Below are 17362 nucleotides of genomic sequence, written 5' to 3'. Positions count from 1 at the left end.
TCGGTTACCCCCTGCTTTCAGGGCCAAGCCCGGTTCGGTGCGCCATGTAGTGCCTCATGGTCGCCCGTACGGTCAGACGGGGAAACTCGGGCAAGGGTTGCACAACGCGCTGTGCCCACCGCGTGGCGCGATGGGCACAGTGCGTGACGGACAGACTGGGGGAAAACCCCGCTCACCTGCGATTTCAGCCGAAGATGTCGTACTGCTTGAAATCAGTGCCGATCTTGACGGCTGTGGCGAAGATCTCGCTGGTCGCCTTGCCGGTACCGGGGTAGAGGTAGAGCGTGCCGGCGGGCGTACGGGCCAGGAAGTCGGCCTTGCCGTCACCGGTCACGTCGCCCACCGCGTCGAAGGCGTTGTAGCCGGCCCAGGTGCGCACCTTGATCCGGCTGGAGAACGCGCCGGAGCCCGCCGTGCCGGTGCCCTTGTAGAGATAGACGTACGAGCCGGTCTTGCTGCGCGCGATCAGGTCGGCCTTGCCGTCGCCGGTGAAGTCGCCGTGGGCGCGCAGGGAGTTGTACTGGTTCCAGCCGGAGCTCACCTTGACGCGGGCCGAGAAGGTGCCGTTGCCCTTGCCCGGGTAGATCCACAGAACGCCGCCGGAGTCGACCGAGAGCAGGTCGGGCAGGGCGTCACCGGTGACGTCGCCCGGGGCGACGACGCTGGTGCGGGTCTTCCAGTCGCTGAAGAGCTTGGTGTCGGCCCACTTGCCCGTGGACGTCAGGTAGTGCCACCAGTGGATGTCGCCGTTGGAGGTGCGGCGCTCGACGACGTCCTGGTAGCCGTCCCGGTCGAGGTCGGTCTGCAGGACGATGTTCGACGTGCTCCAGCCGCCCCACGACTGCCCGGCGCCGAACGAGGTGCCCTTGGAGTCCTTCTCGTACAGCGTCTTGGTGGAGGAGTTGCGGACGAACAGGTCGGCCTTGTGGTCACCGCTCAGGTTCGTGTCGTCGACGCGCGGATAGGCGGCACCGACGTACGTGCTCACCTTGGTGAAGACGCTGTACGCGCCCTTCGCGACGCAGTCCGTCACGCCCCAGGAGACGACGCCCACGATGCGGCCACCCACGATCAGCGGGCCGCCGGAGTCGCCGTTGCAGGCGGAGGTGGTGCCGGTGTCGCTGCCCGTCGCGGGGTTGCCCGCGCAGACCATGTGGCCCTTGATGAACTCGCCGCCGTAGTAGCCGCCGCACGTGGCGTCGGACTTGATGGGCAGCGTGGCCGTCTTCAGGGTCTCGGAGATGTCCTGGGTCGCGGAGGAGGTGCGGCCCCAGCCGTAGAGCGTCGCCTTGGTGCCGGAGGCGTACGAGGCGGTGTCGCCCGACGTCGTCATCCGGATCGGCTTGGCCTTGACGGGCCCGTCCAGCGTGAGGACCGCGATGTCGTTGTTGATGGTCGTCGCGTTGTAGGAGGGGTGGTTCCACTGCCGCCAGACGGCGCTGGCGGTGCCGCCGTGCAGATTGGTTCCGTCTGCCGAGGGAAGCTGAGAAGTGCCGGTGACGACGGTGCCGTGGGCCTTCCAGTCGAAACCCTTGACGCAGTGCGCGGCGGTGAGGATCTTCGTCGGCGAGACGACGGAGCCGGCGCAGAAGAAGCCGACGTCGTCGCTGGTGCTGCTGGTGCCCTTGTCGTCGGAGTACAAGAGCTGGGCCATCCACGGGGCGGTGGTGATGGTGGTCGTGGTGCCGCCGATGATCTTCGGGTCGACGGAGGCGCCGCTCGTGTTCGCGCCTGTGCTCGTACCGGTGGTCGCGGTCTTGCCCGTACCTGTACCCGCGCTCGCGCCGGCACTCGTGCCCGTGCTCGGGGAGGACTTCGTCGTCGGCTGTTCGGCCGTGCCGTCACTCGCGAGGGCCCCGGCGATCCGCTTCTCCAGCGCGGCCAGGCTCGGGGAGGTGCCGGTCGTCCTGGCGAGCGGCGCCGACTGCGCGGTGGCGGCGTTCGCCGACGACATCAGGAGCGCACCCCCGACAGCCGCCGCCAGAGCCGCCGCCGCGACGGGCACGGCGATGCGTATCCGGCGTCTGTGACGACCGCGCCCGGACATGCATGTATCCACTCAAGTCCCCCCTGAGACTCATACGTTGAAAGAGAGCGCGATCGTACAGGTGTCCCAGGCAGCACAAAGGGCCGCCCCCGTCACGGGGAGCGGCCCTCAGCTGTGCGGATGTCGTCAGTCGTTGCCCGGCATCGGCGTCGTCTTCTGGATCTGCAGCAGGAACTCGGCGTTCGACTTCGTCTGCTTCATCTTGTCGAGCAGCAGCTCGATCGCCTGCTGCTGGTCGAGCGCGTGCAGCACGCGACGCAGCTTCCAGGTGATGGCGAGCTCGTCGCTGCCGAGCAGGATCTCTTCCTTACGGGTACCGGACGCGTCGACGTCCACCGCCGGGAAGATGCGCTTGTCGGCGAGCTTCCGGTCGAGCTTGAGCTCGGCGTTGCCGGTGCCCTTGAACTCCTCGAAGATGACCTCGTCCATGCGCGAGCCGGTGTCGACGAGCGCGGTCGCGAGGATGGTCAGCGAACCGCCGTCCTCGATGTTGCGCGCGGCACCGAAGAAGCGCTTCGGCGGGTAGAGGGCCGTCGAGTCGACACCACCGGACAGGATGCGGCCGGAGGCCGGGGCGGCGAGGTTGTACGCACGGCCCAGACGCGTGATCGAGTCGAGCAGGACGACGACGTCGTGGCCCAGCTCCACGAGGCGCTTGGCACGCTCGATGGCGAGCTCGGCGACCGTGGTGTGGTCCTCGGCCGGGCGGTCGAAGGTCGAGGAGATGACCTCGCCCTTGACCGACCGCTGCATGTCGGTGACCTCTTCCGGACGCTCGTCGACCAGGACGACCATCAGGTGGCACTCGGGGTTGTTGTGCGTGATCGCGTTGGCGATCGCCTGCATGATCATGGTCTTGCCGGTCTTCGGCGGGGCCACGATCAGACCACGCTGGCCCTTGCCGATCGGCGCGACGAGGTCGATGATGCGGGTCGTCAGCACGCCCGGGTCCGTCTCCAGGCGGAGGCGGTCCTGCGGGTAAAGGGGCGTCAGCTTGTTGAACTCCGGTCGCCCGCGCCCGGAGTCGGGGGCCATGCCGTTGGTCGAGTCCAGGCGAACGAGCGCGTTGAACTTCTCGCGGCGCTCGCCGTCCTTGGGCTGACGGACCGCACCCGTGACGTGGTCGCCCTTGCGCAGGCCGTTCTTGCGGACCTGGGCGAGGGAGACGTACACGTCGTTCGGGCCCGGCAGGTAGCCGGACGTACGGATGAACGCGTAGTTGTCGAGGATGTCCAGGATGCCCGCGACGGGGATCAGGACGTCGTCGTCGGCGAGCTGCGGCTCGTTGGTGGCGAACTCGTCGCGGCCACGACGGCCCCGACGGTCGCGGTAGCGCCCGCGACGGCCGCGGCGGCCGCCCTCGAAGTCGTCGTCGTCCTGCGGGCCGTTGTCACGCTGCTGGCGGTCCTGACGGTCCTGACGGCCGCCGCCCTGCTGCTGACGGTCCTGACGGTCCTGGCGCTGCTGACCGGCGCCACCCTGGCCCTGGCCCTGCTGCTGCTCGTCGCCCTTGCCACCACGGCGGTCGCGGTCACGGCCGCCACGCTCGCGGTCGCCACGCTCGCCGCGGTCACGACGGTCCCGGCGGCCCTGCCGACCATCGACGCCGTCACCGGCGTCGGTCCTGGTCTCGACGGGGGCCTCGACGGCGACGGCCTTCGGCTCGCTCTTCGCCTCGGCGGTGACCGTCTCGGGGCTGCCGGCCTCGGCCACGGCACGGCGACGGCGACGCTCGCCCGCGGGGGCGTCGTCGCTGGCCGGCTGGCCGGGGATCTCGATCTGCTGCTGGGCCACGGCCTTCTCGGCCGCGGGCTTCTCGGCGGCCTTCTTCTCGGCGGCCGGAGCGGCGTCGTCGCCGGTACGGGCCTTGGAGGTGGCCCGGCGCTTCGGCTTGGTCTCGGTGGCGGCCTCGGCCTTGGCCGGGGCACCCCCGCCCGCCTGCGCCTCCTTGATGACCTCGATCAGCTGGCTCTTGCGCATCCGCGCGGTGCCCCTGATACCGAGGCCGGACGCGACCTGCTGCAGCTCGGCCAGCACCATGCCCTCGAGGCCGGTACCGCGGCGCCGCCGGGAGCCGGCACCGGAGGCAGGCGCGGCAGAGGCGTCCGTGGCGGGCGCGGCAGCGGTCTCCTCGACACGTGCGCCCATCAGATCGGTGGTGTCGCTCACGAAGGGTCCTTCCCTGGAGCGGACGTCGGCCTGTCTGGCTCGGCGACCGGTTGTGCTGTCCGGCATTGGTCCTTGCTGTGTGGACCGTGCCGGGGCGGTGGTCCGCCAAAGAGGCGGAAGACATATCTGGTGATGGCGATTCCGGAGCCGTGGCACTGAATTGCGGTGTCATCGGCACGGTCACGCCGGTTCCGGAGCGTGCTCAGCACTGCTCAGCGCATAGCACCCAATGCATGGCACAAAGCAGTTTGGGAGGCTCCCGGAAGAATGGTTGTCCCGGACGGGGACACGAAGCACCTCGCCATGGTGGGGTCGGGTGCAGACTTGAGGTTAACACTACCGGATCCAACAAACATTCCCCCTCTCCAAATCCGGCAACCGCGCGCTTTTAATGGACGCCCGCCGGGGCGAGCGGCAGGACGCACGCCCCCGCCTCGTCGAGGTCCAGCCGATTGGCGGCCCAGCCCTGACCTGCGAGATGAGCGACCTTGTCGGCGGATTCCTCGTCGGCCAGCGCGAGGACGGTGGGGCCCGCGCCGGAGATCACCGCGGGGATGCCGTCGGCCCGCAGCCGCTCCACCAGCGCCGCGCTCTCCGGCATGGCCGGGGCGCGGTACTCCTGGTGCAGCCGGTCCTCGGTGGCGGGCAGCAGCAGCTCGGGGCGCCGGCTGAGGGCCTCGACGAGCAGTGCGGCCCGGCCCGCGTTGGCGGCGGCGTCGACGTGCGGAACGGTGCGCGGCAGCAGACCGCGCGCGGTCTCGGTGAGAACCGGCTTTTCGGGAACGAAAACCACCGGAACGATGGAATCGGCAGGGTCCATCCTGATCGCCCGCGCGGCTCCGGCCTCCATCCAGGAGAGCGTGAATCCGCCGAGCAGACAGGCCGCGACATTGTCGGGATGGCCCTCGATCTCGGTGGCGAGCTCAAGAAGCGCGGTGTCGTCGAGTTTGCTGTCGCCGCCTATGGTCACGGCGCGCGCGGCGACGATTCCGGCGCAGATGGCGGCCGAGGAGGAGCCGAGACCCCGCCCGTGCGGAATGCGATTGGCGCAGACGATCTCGAGGCCGCGCGGTTGTCCGCCCAGCAGATCGAAGGCGGTGCGCAGGGAGCGTACGAGGAGGTGATTCTCGTCGCGAGGCAGCGTCTCACTGCCCTCACCTGCGATGTCGATGTGCAGCCCGGAGTCGGCCACCCGGACGACCACGTCGTCGTACAGCCCCAGTGACAGGCCGAAGGCGTCGAAGCCCGGCCCGAGGTTGGCGCTGGTGGCGGGGACGCGCACCCGGACGGCGGCGGCGCGGAACGCTGGACCGGCCATCGCTCGATGACTCTCCTTGAGCTGCGTGATGTACGAGATTTTCGATGTGCTGCGAGAGGGACTGCGTGTTTCGGATGAACTCGGATGAACTGCGAGAGGGACTGCGATACGTACGGAAGACCCGGAGACCGCAGTGACTGCCCTGACTGCACTGACGACGCGGCACCGCGGCATATGCGGCGGGCGGGTTCGGTACAGCCTATCGAAGGAAGGTTCCGTGGCGACATAGGGCGCACAGGAGGCGCACGATGCGTGTCGTAAGCCCCCCGTGCACCCCCTGTCGGGTTGCGGTAGGGGTGACCTTGGCGGCGGCAGGATTTCGCCAACTTCTGGCGAATTCCGCCCGCCGCCGATGGCCTCTGACAGGCCCCGACGGCTTTTGGCGGATGTGCGCCAGGCGGCTTTACGCCACTCTGCCCACCCCGCCGTCCGCCGGTCCGAGCCCCTTTGCCCTACGACCCATTCGCCTTACGCCAGTCCGAGCCGCTCCGCCGCCGCGGCCGCGTCCACAGGAACGGTAACCGGCTGCGGGGCGCCCGCAACGGCCCAGTCCGGATCCTTGAGCCCGTTTCCAGTGACCGTGCAGACGATCCGCTGGCCGGGGTCGACCTTGCCCTGCTCGGCGGCCTTCAGCAGACCGGCGACCGACGCGGCGGACGCGGGCTCGACGAAAACGCCCTCCTGCGCGGCCAACAGCCGGTAGGCGCGCAGGATCTCACGGTCCGTCACCTCGTCGATGAAGCCGCCGGACTCGTCCCGCGCGGCCAGCGCGAACTTCCACGAGGCCGGGTTGCCGATGCGGATCGCCGTGGCGATCGTCGAGGGGTCCTTGACGACCTCGCCGCGCACGATGGGCGCGGAACCGGAGGCCTGGAAGCCCCACATGCGCGGGGTGCGCCCGGCGATGCCGTCGGCGGCGTACTCCGTGTAGCCCTTCCAGTACGCGGTGATGTTGCCCGCGTTGCCCACCGGCAGGACGTGGATGTCGGGCGCGTCGCCGAGCATGTCCACGATCTCGAAGGCGGCGGTCTTCTGGCCCTCGATGCGCACCGGGTTGACCGAATTGACCAGCGCCACCGGGTAGTTGTCGGACAGCGAGCGCGCGAGCGTCAGGCAGTCGTCGAAGTTGCCGTCGACCTGGAGGATCTTCGCCCCGTGCACGAGGGCCTGGCCCATCTTGCCGATGGCGATCTTGCCCTGCGGGACGAGCACGGCACACACCATGCCCGCACGCACGGCGTACGCGGCGGCGGAGGCGGACGTATTGCCGGTGGAGGCGCAGATGACAGCCTTCGCGCCCTCCTCCTTGGCCCGCGTGATGGCCATGGTCATACCGCGGTCCTTGAAGGACCCGGTCGGGTTGGCGCCCTCCACCTTCAGGTGGACCTCGCAGCCCGTGCGCTCGGAGAGCACCTGCGCGGGCACGAGCGGCGTACCGCCCTCACGGAGCGTCACGACCGGCGTGCTGTCGGACACCGGAAGCCGGTCCCGGTACTCCTCGATGATTCCGCGCCACTGGTGGGTCATTGCTGGTTACTCTCCTTCAACCCGCATGATGCTGGCGACACCCCGCACGGTGTCGAGGCTGCGCAGCGCCTCCACGGTCCCGTTCAGGGACGCGTCGGACGCTCGGTGGGTGACGACGACGAGAGAGGCCTCGCCGTCCTTGCCCTGCTGACGCACCGTATCGATCGATACGCCGTGCTCGGCGAAAACGGTGGCCACCTGGGCGAGAACACCAGGTTTGTCCGCCACGTCGAGGCTGATGTGGTAGCGCGTCACGACCTCGCCCATGGGCGAGACGGGCAGCTGGGTGTACGCGGAGTCGCCGGGCCCGGTCGCACCGCTGAGCTTGTTGCGGCAGACGGCGACGAGGTCACCGAGCACGGCGGACGCGGTCGGGGCGCCGCCGGCGCCCGGCCCGTAGAACATGAGCTGCCCGGCGGCATCCGACTCGACGAAGACCGCGTTGTACGCGCCGCGCACGGAGGCGAGGGGATGGCTCAGCGGAATCATCGCCGGATGCACGCGCGCCGTCACCGATCCCCCGTCCGCCGCCCGCTCACAGATGGCGAGCAGCTTGATGGTGCAGCCCATCTCCTTCGCCGAGGCGAAGTCGGCGGCGGTGACCTCGGTCATGCCCTCGCGGTACACGTCGTCGAGGCGCACACGCGTGTGGAAGGCGATTCCGGCGAGGATGGCGGCCTTGGCGGCCGCGTCGAAGGCCTCGACATCGGCGGTCGGGTCGGCTTCGGCGTACCCGAGCGCGGTGGCCTCGTCGAGGGCTTCCTGATAGCCGGCCCCGGTGGAGTCCATCTTGTCGAGGATGAAGTTCGTCGTCCCGTTGACGATCCCCATCACGCGGTTGATCTTGTCGCCGGCCAGGGACTCGCGCAGCGGCCGGATCAGCGGGATGGCACCGGCGACGGCGGCCTCGTAGTAGAGGTCCCTGCCGTTCTCCTCCGCCGCCGCGTGCAGGGCGGCACCGTCCTGGGCGAGGAGCGCCTTGTTGGCGGAGACGACGGAGGCGCCGTGCTCGAAGGCGGTGGTGATGAGGGAGCGGGCGGGCTCGATACCGCCGATGACCTCGACGACGACGTCGATGTCCCCGCGTTTGACCAGGGCGGTGGCGTCGGTGGTGACGAGCTCGGGGTCGATGCCCTCGCGCACCTTGGAGGGCCGGCGGACGGCCACGCCCGCCAGCTCGACGGGGGCCCCGATCCTGGCTGCGAGGTCGTCGGCGTGCGTCGTCATGATGCGCGCCACCTCTGAGCCGACAACCCCACAGCCCAGCAGCGCCACCTTCAGCGGACGCGTACGCATCATCCGACCTCGTTTCCTCATACCGTCTACGGTTGGACCAGTCTCACTCACCGGACGGGAGTTTCTATCCATGGTCCGGATCGTGAGACATCTATTTCATTTTTCCGACAGGCGGCGGCAGGAGATCTTCCACCTGCGCCGACCGCCCATTCCGACCTCGATCAGCCGGTCATTCCGACGTGTACCAGCCGGTCGCTCCGACCTGGACCAGCCACGGTCATTCCTCCCTCGACCAGCCACGGTCATTCCTCCCTCGACCGGCCGGTCATCCGACGTCGAGACGCAGGAGGTCCTCCTCCGTCTCCCGGCGGACGATCACCCGGGCCTCGCCGTCGCGCACGGCGACGACCGGCGGGCGCAGGGCGTGGTTGTAGTTGCTGGCCATGGACCGACAGTAGGCACCCGTGGCGGGTACGGCGATGAGATCGCCGGGGGCCAGATCGGAGGGCAGGAAGGCGTCCTTGACCACGATGTCGCCACTCTCGCAGTGCTTGCCGACGACGCGGGCGAGCATGGGCTCGGCGTCGGAGGTACGCGAGACGAGGGCGACGCTGTACTCGGCGTCGTACAGCGCGGTCCGGATGTTGTCGGACATGCCCCCGTCGACGGAGACGTACGTCCGCAGCCCTTCGAGCGGCTTGATGGTGCCGACCTCGTAGAGCGTGAAGGCCGTGGGCCCGACGATGGCGCGCCCAGGCTCGACCGAGATCCGAGGCGTCCGCAGCTTCGCGGCCTCGCACTCCCGCGTGACGATCTCGCCCAGCGCCTTCGCGATCTCGTACGGCTCGCGGGGATCGTCGTCACTCGTGTACGCGATGCCGAGACCACCACCGAGGTCGATCTCGGGCAGCTCGACCCCGTGCTCGTCACGAACGGCGGCCAGCAGCGACACCACCCGCCGGGCGGCGACCTCGAACCCGGCCATGTCGAAGATCTGCGAACCGATGTGCGAGTGGATGCCCACGAGCTCGAGCCCGTCGAGCGCGAGCGCCCGCCGCACCGCCTCCGCGGCCTGACCGTCGGCCAGCGCGATCCCGAACTTCTGGTCCTCGTGGGCGGTGGCGATGAACTCGTGGGTGTGCGCCTCGACCCCCACGGTCACGCGGATCTGCACCCGCTGCCGCTTACCGAGGGACTGCGCGATGTGGGCGACGCGGACGATCTCCTGGAAGGAGTCGAGAACGATCCGCCCGACCCCGCTCACGATGGCGGTGGTGATCTCTTCCTCGGACTTGTTGTTGCCGTGGAAGGCGATGCGGTCGGCGGGCATCCCGGCGGAGAGGGCGGTGGCGAGCTCACCGCCGGAGCACACGTCGAGGTTGAGCCCCTCCTCGTGCAGCCACCGCACGACGGCGCGCGAGAGGAAGGCCTTCCCGGCGTAGAAGACGTCGGCGTCGTGCCCGAAGGCGGTACGCCAGGCACGGGCGCGCTCACGGAAGTCGGTCTCGTCGATGAAGTAGGCGGGGGTGCCGAACTCCTCGGCGAGCCTGGTGACTTCCATCCCACCGACGCTGACGACGCCGTCGTCCGTACGGCTGACGGTGTGCGCCCAGACCTTGGGGTCGAGGGCGTTGAGGTCGGCGGGCGGGGCGCTGTAGTGGCCCTCGGGGAGGACATCGGCGTGACGGGGCCCGGCGGGGTGTGCGGAACGGCTCATTTTTCTCTCACAGACGGTCACAGATAGTCAGGGGCGCTGATGCCGAGCAGGGACAGGCCGCCGGCCAGCACCGTCCCGGCGGCTTCGGCGAGCGCGAGCCGGGCGCGGTGGGCGGCCGAGGGTTTCTCGTCGCCGAGCGGCAGCACGGTGTGCTGGAAGGCGAGGAGGGCGTCGGCGGTGGTGACGAGGTGCCGGGCGAGCCGGTCGGGCGCGCGGTGCAGCGCCGCCTGCGTCAGCACGGCCGGATACCCGGCGAGCGCCCCGACGAGCTCGTCGCCGCCGGGTACGTCTTCGGGTACGTCACCGGGGTCGCCGGTGCAGCCGAGCGCGGCGGCGTTACGGGTGAGGGCCCGGGTGCGGGCGTGGGCGTACCGGACCCGGAAGAGGGGGTTGCTCTCCCGCTGAACCAGGTGATCGGCACTGATCCGCGGCCGATCGTGGGACGCGGGGTGCAGCAGGGCCCACCGGGCGGCGTCGGGGCCGAGGGGGGTGGGGTCTTCGGGGGCGGGGGTGGGGCGGAGGGTTGTGGTCCGGGGGTGCGGGCGCGGGCGGTGGGGGCGCGGGGGATCGGCCTGCGGCGCCTTGGTGCGCGGGGGCTCGGCGTGCGGCGCCTCGGTGCGTGGGGGCTCGGCGTGCGAGGGCTCAGCGCCCGCTGTCTTGGCCTGCGAGAGGTCGGTGCCGGCGGGCTCGGCGCGCGAGAACTCGGTGGCTGCGGGCTCGGCGCGCGAGGGATGGATGTGGTGCACCTCCGCACGGCCGCCCTGGGTGGCCACGATCCGTACGAGCGTGTCGGCGACGACTTCGGCCCGGATGTCGTACGGGATCCGGAGCGGGACGATCTGCCCGGCGAGGACGTCGCCGTGCCCATAGACGTCACGCTGGCGCCGGATCTCCCGTACGAGTGAGGCGCCCGCGCCACCTCCCAGCCGAATGTTGAGGAACCCCGGCCCGGTGATCTCGACGTCGGCGACACCTTCGCTGCGGGTGAGGTGGGGTCGCAGGATCTCCGCGACCTGCTGTGCCGGCCGCCCGGCGGGCCGCGCCAACTGCAACGCGATGTTCGTGGCGTAGTCCCCGCACCCACCCGGCCCCGGCGGCGTCACCACCGCCCGCACCGGTACGACCACGCTCAGCTCTCCCTCGTCCACGGCACGACGCACCGCGCGCAGCACGGTACGGGAGAGCTCGACGGGTGTCACGGGACAAGCGTAGGGGAGGAGGGGGGTGGGTAGGCGACTCGATTTGGCAAGGGTCCGGGATGTGGACGGGGTACGGAGGGCGAGGGTGTTCGGGGTAGGGGTACGGCAACTCGGACGGCGTGCAGGGCCGCCGCGGAAGCAGGGCCGGAGCCGCACGCCGGCCGCATCCGGCCGACGAAACCCCCACCACTCTCACGCAACACCGATCACCGATCACTGATCACCGACACGCGGACGGGCACGCGCCCGCAGGGCCGAGCAACCGCCGGCTCCTCACCCCTCAGCGGCGCGGCGCCCGCTCAATGACCGGCACGCTGGGCCTCCTCGGCCCCGAGCTCATCGGGACCGAACGCCTCCCCGCCAAAGGCCCCGCCACCACCGGCCCCCTCCCGCCCCCACTCCCCCTCCGCTCCATCAACTCCCGTACGAGTCGCACAAGTTCGGCAGGTTCAAAAGGCTTGGCAAGAAAGGCGTCAACGCCGACGTCGAGTCCGCTCTCGACCTCGTACTGCGTACAGGCACTGACGATGGCGAGGGGAAGATTCCGGGTCCGGGGGTCGGCACGCAGCCGGGCGGCAGTACGCAACCCGTCGAGCCGAGGCATGACCACATCCAGGGTCACCACATCGGGCCGCACGTGATGCACGACGTCCAGGCATTCGGCACCGTCGGCCGCGGTCACGACCTCGATGCCCTCCAGCTCGAGATTGACCCTGATCAGCTGCCGGATGACCTTGTTGTCGTCCACAACAAGCACCCGGCCGGACGCGCCTGGCACAACTCGAGAGTAGGTCCGCGCCCACCGCGCCGTCCGGGTTTTCCCCACTTCCACCCCCGTGCGGGGGTGGCGACCACCCCAAGGACGACCCCCGCGGACGCCTCCCCTCCCCCTCCCCCGAACACCGCCCCGCCCCCACATAAACCCATGCCAGTCCCCCACGAAAGAGCTGGTAGGGTTCTACCCGTCGCCGCGAACACCGCGCCCGACACGCCCCCGTAGCTCAGGGGATAGAGCAACGGCCTCCGGAGCCGTGTGCGCAGGTTCGAATCCTGCCGGGGGCACTCGCCTACAACCAGCACAGATCATGCGCTGACCAGGGCGGATGCCGAAATCAAAGAGCCGGACTCAGTCCCACTGAGTCCGGCTCTTTGTCGTTGTTACGCACTGATCGCGATAGACCTGCGATAGAGCCCCGCTACGCCTCAGGGGCGCCCTCCCCGCCCCACCCCATCGTCTGTTCGATCTTCTTGTTGTTCTCCTCCTCGCTATCGTCGATGCAGCCCGCGTAACGGCGGTGGATGACCTCCGGGGAGTTGCCGGCGCGGCGAGCCACCTCAGCCACTGGAAGCCCGGCACGGAGCCAGTTCGTGATGCACGTGGCCCGCAGGTGATACGGCTTGCGGGCCAAGGGAGAGTCCACCTTGTCCGGTGGGAGCGCGAGCGGCCTGGTCTCCTGCCACACCCGCCAGTAGCTGGACGTACCGAGCAACTCCCCCCGCTCGTTGGAGAAGAGCCTCCCATCCTTGGCGGTCCCGAATTCCCTCAGATGCGCGCGGAGCATGGCCACCAGTACGGGAGGGACGGGGACGGGCCTGTCCGTGCCGGCTTCCCGCGATTTCAGCCCCCGCTTGTCGTGACGTTTTCCCGTGTCGGTCCACTTCGTGCCCGAGATCGGCCGCGTCTCGCGTAGGGTGAGCGTGCCCCATCCCTTCTCTGGTAGGTGGCAGTCCGCCAGCTTCAGCCCGACCACTTCCGCCGGGCGCATTGCGGCGTACAGGATGCATCCGAAGAAAGCGACCAGCCGCCGGCCGCGGTTTCGGTGAACAGAGCCTACGTACGAGACGGCGGTAAGAAGCTGTCTTCCCTGCACCTCGTTGACCAGAACTCGGGGGTCTACTACATCGCCCCCTTGAGAGGTGGGCCGCTTCACCCCATTGAGCGGGTTTTCATTGAGGTACCCCTCTTGGATCGCGTACTCCATTGCCGTGTTGAAACCGCGGCGTCTCCGCTTGTACGTGTCCGTTGCCGCGGGGGTGTTGTCCAGCTTGAAGGACAGTCGGTAGTGGACGTCTCGAACGACTTTGGAGTCCGTGAGAGCCGACAGGGGAAGTGCATGAGCAGCGAGCCATGTACAGACTTCCGCCAACTCCTCAGGGGGCTCTTCCTCCTTGTGAGCGGGTACGACGGCCCACCGTACGGCGAGCCGCACGTCTTCCAGCTTCGGCGCCTTGGGATCGTCCCTCATCATGGCAAGGGCCACCGTGGCGAGACTGTCCGCCAGTCCCTCGCGCGTCTTCGCCGCGGCGGTGCGCCAACGGACCGCCATGTACTCGCGAGAGAATGCGAACCATGACAGGTCTTTACGAACCTCGGCTGCGGCTTCGGCCGCTCGCACCTCGGATTCGGGAAGCCCGTCCTCGATGCGGAATGCCTCTCCTTTACGCATGGCCCGCCATAGATCGGATCGGCGACTCTGCGCAAGCGCGGTGGTGGCAAACGTGGCACTACTAACCTTGCCGCCAACCTTCCAACGCAGTTGGTACGGCCGGGTCTTGCTCTGCGCCTTTGTCACGTTCCAGAGGCGCACGTCGAAGGAATACCCCTCCGGGGCCGGGCTGTTGTCCTGCCCGGCCCCTTGGTTGTTGCGTGTCACGCGGCTTCCTCCAACGAGGTCAACCAACGGTCAAGTTCCGAACGGCGAATCCGTACGGAACCGTTCGGGAGTTTGATGGACTTCGGACCTTTCTTGCACGCGCGCCACTGGTAGAAGGTCGCCCGTGGAATCCGTATCTCCTCGATCACCTGCGAAATGGTGAGCATTTCGTCACGCGGCTTGGCCACGGCGTCTCTCCTGTTCGTCGTCAGCAATCGGGGTGCGTGAGATGACCTGCGGCGGTTAGTTCGGGGTCCATGGGCTGCTCGCAGACCGGGCAGCGGAGTCCCGGATTAGAAATGCGGTGCATCTCAGCGTCCGCAGCGTCCGCAGCGTCCGGGATCTTGTGGGAGCGCAGGTCAGGGGCGGTGCCGCGTGCGGACGCTAGTGCGGACGCTGAGGGGTCCCTAGCGTCCGCACGGGCGGGGACAGCGTCCGCATGATCGTCGTGCGGACGCTGTGCGGACGCTGCGACCGGGTCAGCGTCCGGCCTAGTGTCCGCAGGTTCGTGCAGGTCAGCGGGGGTTGCGGACGCTGTGGACGCTGCGGACGCTGTCCCGCACCGCATTTCTGATGGGGTGAGCCGGATGAGCCGCTGACGGGCCCGGTCGGAGGTGCGCTGGGTGTCGTCGTAGGCGATGCCGATCGACCGCAGCAGGGGTGCGATCCGCTTCAGCCGGCCGCTGGCCCGGGTGGCGTCCTTGGGCCACTGCGGGTGATAGCCGTCGGGCGGCGGGATCACGTCCATGAGCTGTGCAGCAGTACCGCACCAGGGGCCCTGGGTGTCCAGGAAGGCGACCAGGGCGGAGCCGAACGGATCGCCCTCCAGGGCGTCGGCGTTGACGCTCTCGGCGGATTCGTCGTAGTCGGCGAAGGTCGACCAGCCGGTGACCCGGTCGATCGCCGCCAGGACCCGGGCGAAGTCGGCCAGGCGGGGCTTGCTCTCCAGCGTCACGCCTGGGAGCTCCCGCAGGACGGAGGCGAGCAGGTCCAGCAGGCTGCCGATCACCGTGGGGCGGGCGACGGCGTAGGCGGCGTCCATTTCTTCCTCGCCGCGGCGGGCGCTTTTGGGGATGGGCTGGAGGTCCAGCAGCATCATCCGTTCGGCCAGGTCTCCGGCCAGGGCGCCGGCGTCGATGGTGGTCATGGCCAGGACCCGGCGGAACGTGAGGACGACGACGTCGTCGTCGCTGTAGAGGGCGCGGTCCACGATGCCGTCACCGGTGACGGCCCGGCACAGGGTGTCGGACAGCCACGGCGGGATCGCGGACACGTTGTCCAGGCACAGCGCCCAGGAATTGAACGCCTGCACCGACCATGCCTTGATGTCTCTGGGCTGGGAGCGCTTGGCGGCCGGCGAAGGGTCGGCCAGGTTCACGATCATCTGCGCGGTGTAGGACTTCCCGGTGCCCTGCTCGCCCTTGAAGGTGAGCACGGGGTGGGGGATGTCCGGCAGCCAGGCGGCGACCAGCCAGGCCACCAGCCGGTGGAACGCGGAGTCGTCCATGTTGACCAGGTCGCGCAGCAGCGCGATCCCGTCCCCGCCCTGCTCCGGGACGGGCAAGGGCATCATCGCGCCGGAGCGGCGGAAGAGGATCGGCGAGCGGTCGGCCAGTGTCCAGCCGTCGGCGGTGACGATGACTGCCTTCCCGTCGGCGGTGCCGAGGTCCAGCACGATGCGCTCGCCGTCACGGGCCACCCGCAGATGCACGCGCACCGGATCGGTGGCATCCGCGATGCCCTCCAGAACGTTCATCGCGTCGGCCAGGGCGCTGGCGGAGGGTACTTGGCCGCCGTTGTCCTCGGTGAACTGTTTGGCGAGCGCGGCCCGCACGCCGCCGCGGCCCTTGAAGGGGCGGGCCACGTTGGGGCCGTTGCGGCGCACGCCGTAGGGGCGGCCGTCGGTGGACATCACGAACTCGTAGCCCGCTTTGGCCATGCTGACGAGCTGGGATGCCTGCGAGGGGCCCTTGTCGCCGCCGCTCATGTGCGGGTCTCCTTGCTGCGTGCGGCGCCCTTGGCGGCGCTGGCGATGGTGCGGCGTGCGGGGGTCTCGGGGTGGCCGCGCTGCACAGCGGCGGCCAGCAGCCGTCCGGTGGCCGTGTCGGGGTCGATGTCGCTGGCTTCGAATGCGGTGCGGCTGGCCCAGTACAGGCGGTTGTTGAGGTCGTTGGGCCCGCAGTCCAGGACCACCCGCACGAGGCCGTCCAGGCGCCGCTCAGGGCTTCCCCCCGCGCTCGGGTGGGGGGAAGCGGGATGGCGGTCGGCGGGTGCGGGCTCGGGTGCGGCTGCGGTGAGCAGGTCCAACAGGGGCGCGGGCGCGGGGGCGATGGGGCGGGGCCCGGAGCCGGGGACGAAGCGGTAGCGGCCCCGGGGGCCGAGCGAGCCGGGGCCGACCAGGTAGCCGCCGGAGCCGCGGACATCGATGCCGCGGGCGATGAGGCTGGCGGAATTCGTGATGCGCACGTGGGTGGAGACGGTCAGCCACAGATGGAGGCCGCCGGACTGGGTGGCCACCGTGGCAGTGGCAGGCATCGAGAAGCCGTGGCGACGGGCCAGGGCGTGCAGGGCGGCCACGCCGTCCACGCCGTTCTTGCGGTCCAGGTCCAGGCCGATCAGGTAGTGCGGGGGCCGCCCGCACGCGATGCCGTAGCCGGCGGCCCACGGGGCCATCGCGAACAGGGCCCGGACCCGGGCGGGGTCGGAGCTGGCGTCGTGGACACCGTGTCCGGCCTGGCCGCACTGCCCGGTGCACGTTGCGGAGGGCTCGCGGTGGGCGGTGGCGATGGCCGGCAACTTGCTGCGGGTGAGGGGGAAGGCCGGGAGGCCGTGGAGGGTGGCGGCGGACAGGGCGTGGGCGCGTGCCGCGGCCCAGAACGGACCGGGCCGCTGGTCGCCGGGGCGCTGTTGGGTCATGCTGAAGTCCCTCCGGGTCGCTGTTTGCGTGGGCTGGAGCAGGGCGCCCGCGGCTCGCCAAAGTCACGCGGGCGCCCAACTCATGAGCGGGATGAAGCGGGCCTAGAACGGGGGCTTGTCGTCGTAGCCGCCGGCACCATCGGTGGCCCACGGGTCGTCCTTCGCCCCGGTCGCCGGCCGGTCGCCCTGGCCGCCGGTGTCCTTCGTGCGGTGGATGGTGGCGGTGGCGTAGCGGAGGCTGACGGCGATGTCCTCCACGTCCAGGCCGAAGCCGGTGCGGGTGACACCGTCGGGGCTGGTGTATTCGAACTGGCGCAGGGCGCCGGTGACGATCACGCGGGTGCCTTTGGCGAGGGTGGTTTCGGCGTTCTGGGCGAGCCAGCGCCAGGCGGTGCAGCGCAGGAACAGGGTGTTGCCCTCGCCCCATTCGGCGCGGGTCTTGTCCCAGTTGCGGCTGTTGGAGGCGACGTTGAACGAGATCCAGGGGGTGCCGTCGCTGGTGTGGCGCAGTTCGGGGTCGGCGGTGAGGTTGCCGACCAGGGTGATGGTGGTTTCTCCGATGGGCATGGTGCGGGCCTC

At 69.7% G+C, this 17362-nt stretch carries 13 protein-coding genes and 1 tRNA gene; 1 reads left to right on the top strand and 13 read right to left on the bottom strand.

Going from position 1 to position 17362, the window contains the following annotated elements; all coding sequences use genetic code 11:
- Positions 1–184: 184 nt before the first annotated feature.
- The 8 genes from OG798_RS35335 to OG798_RS35300 all read right to left on the bottom strand — a co-directional run bounded on the left by OG798_RS35335 (position 185) and on the right by OG798_RS35300 (position 12039).
- Positions 185–2047 carry a trypsin-like serine protease gene (locus tag OG798_RS35335; protein WP_328758269.1) on the bottom strand — a complete coding sequence of 621 codons (1863 nt, stop codon included), beginning with the start codon at positions 2045–2047 and terminating at the stop codon, positions 185–187.
- 126 nt (positions 2048–2173) lie between these two features.
- Positions 2174–4216: a transcription termination factor Rho gene (gene rho, locus OG798_RS35330; RefSeq protein WP_095852583.1), complete on the bottom strand. Its 2043-nt coding sequence runs from the start codon at positions 4214–4216 to the stop codon at positions 2174–2176.
- Positions 4217–4604: 388 nt separating this feature from the next.
- Positions 4605–5534, bottom strand: a complete 930-nt coding sequence (thrB, locus tag OG798_RS35325) for a homoserine kinase (RefSeq protein ID WP_328758268.1) — start codon at positions 5532–5534, stop codon at positions 4605–4607.
- Positions 5535–6002: 468 nt separating this feature from the next.
- Entirely contained in the window at positions 6003–7061 is a 1059-nt protein-coding gene (thrC, locus tag OG798_RS35320; protein ID WP_054233237.1) for a threonine synthase, read from the bottom strand.
- Between the two features lie 6 nt (positions 7062–7067).
- Positions 7068–8357, bottom strand: coding sequence for a homoserine dehydrogenase (locus OG798_RS35315; RefSeq protein ID WP_095857774.1), 1290 nt, complete (start codon positions 8355–8357; stop codon positions 7068–7070).
- A gap of 265 nt (positions 8358–8622) precedes the next feature.
- The gene (gene lysA / locus OG798_RS35310) at positions 8623–10014 is read right to left on the bottom strand and encodes a diaminopimelate decarboxylase (protein ID WP_095852584.1); all 1392 of its coding nucleotides are present in this window, start codon (positions 10012–10014) and stop codon (positions 8623–8625) included.
- A 17-nt stretch (positions 10015–10031) separates the two neighbouring features.
- The gene (gene nrtL, locus OG798_RS35305; RefSeq protein ID WP_328758267.1) at positions 10032–11213 is read right to left on the bottom strand and encodes an ArgS-related anticodon-binding protein NrtL; all 1182 of its coding nucleotides are present in this window, start codon (positions 11211–11213) and stop codon (positions 10032–10034) included.
- 280 nt (positions 11214–11493) lie between these two features.
- Positions 11494–12039 (bottom strand): response regulator, encoded by a 546-nt coding sequence (locus OG798_RS35300; protein WP_443053910.1) that lies wholly within the window; start codon positions 12037–12039, stop codon positions 11494–11496.
- 164 nt (positions 12040–12203) lie between these two features.
- Here OG798_RS35300 and OG798_RS35295 point away from each other — a divergent pair.
- Positions 12204–12275, top strand: a tRNA-Arg gene (locus OG798_RS35295).
- 134 nt (positions 12276–12409) lie between these two features.
- Here the strand turns inward: OG798_RS35295 and OG798_RS35290 are convergent.
- The 5 genes from OG798_RS35290 to ssb all read right to left on the bottom strand — a co-directional run bounded on the left by OG798_RS35290 (position 12410) and on the right by ssb (position 17350).
- Positions 12410–13867, bottom strand: a complete 1458-nt coding sequence (locus tag OG798_RS35290) for a tyrosine-type recombinase/integrase (RefSeq protein WP_240364127.1) — start codon at positions 13865–13867, stop codon at positions 12410–12412.
- On the bottom strand, positions 13864–14055 hold the full coding sequence (locus OG798_RS35285; RefSeq protein ID WP_267062843.1) for a helix-turn-helix transcriptional regulator: 192 nt from the start codon (positions 14053–14055) through the stop codon (positions 13864–13866). The genes OG798_RS35290 and OG798_RS35285 overlap by 4 nt, the downstream gene beginning before the upstream one ends.
- Positions 14056–14075: 20 nt before the next feature.
- The gene (locus OG798_RS35280) at positions 14076–15854 is read right to left on the bottom strand and encodes an ATP-binding protein (RefSeq protein WP_143614482.1); all 1779 of its coding nucleotides are present in this window, start codon (positions 15852–15854) and stop codon (positions 14076–14078) included.
- Entirely contained in the window at positions 15851–16783 is a 933-nt protein-coding gene (locus tag OG798_RS35275; protein ID WP_143614480.1) for a bifunctional DNA primase/polymerase, read from the bottom strand. Before OG798_RS35275 ends, OG798_RS35280 begins: the two co-directional genes overlap by 4 nt.
- A gap of 102 nt (positions 16784–16885) precedes the next feature.
- Positions 16886–17350 (bottom strand): single-stranded DNA-binding protein, encoded by a 465-nt coding sequence (gene ssb, locus OG798_RS35270; protein WP_328758265.1) that lies wholly within the window; start codon positions 17348–17350, stop codon positions 16886–16888.
- Between the last annotated feature and the right edge of the window lie 12 nt (positions 17351–17362).

Origin of the sequence: Streptomyces sp. NBC_00271, from assembly GCF_036178845.1 — a bacterium.
Lineage (GTDB): Bacteria > Actinomycetota > Actinomycetes > Streptomycetales > Streptomycetaceae > Streptomyces.
Note: the sequence above shows the minus strand (reverse complement) of the source record. Positions and strands in the feature narration are given on the sequence as shown.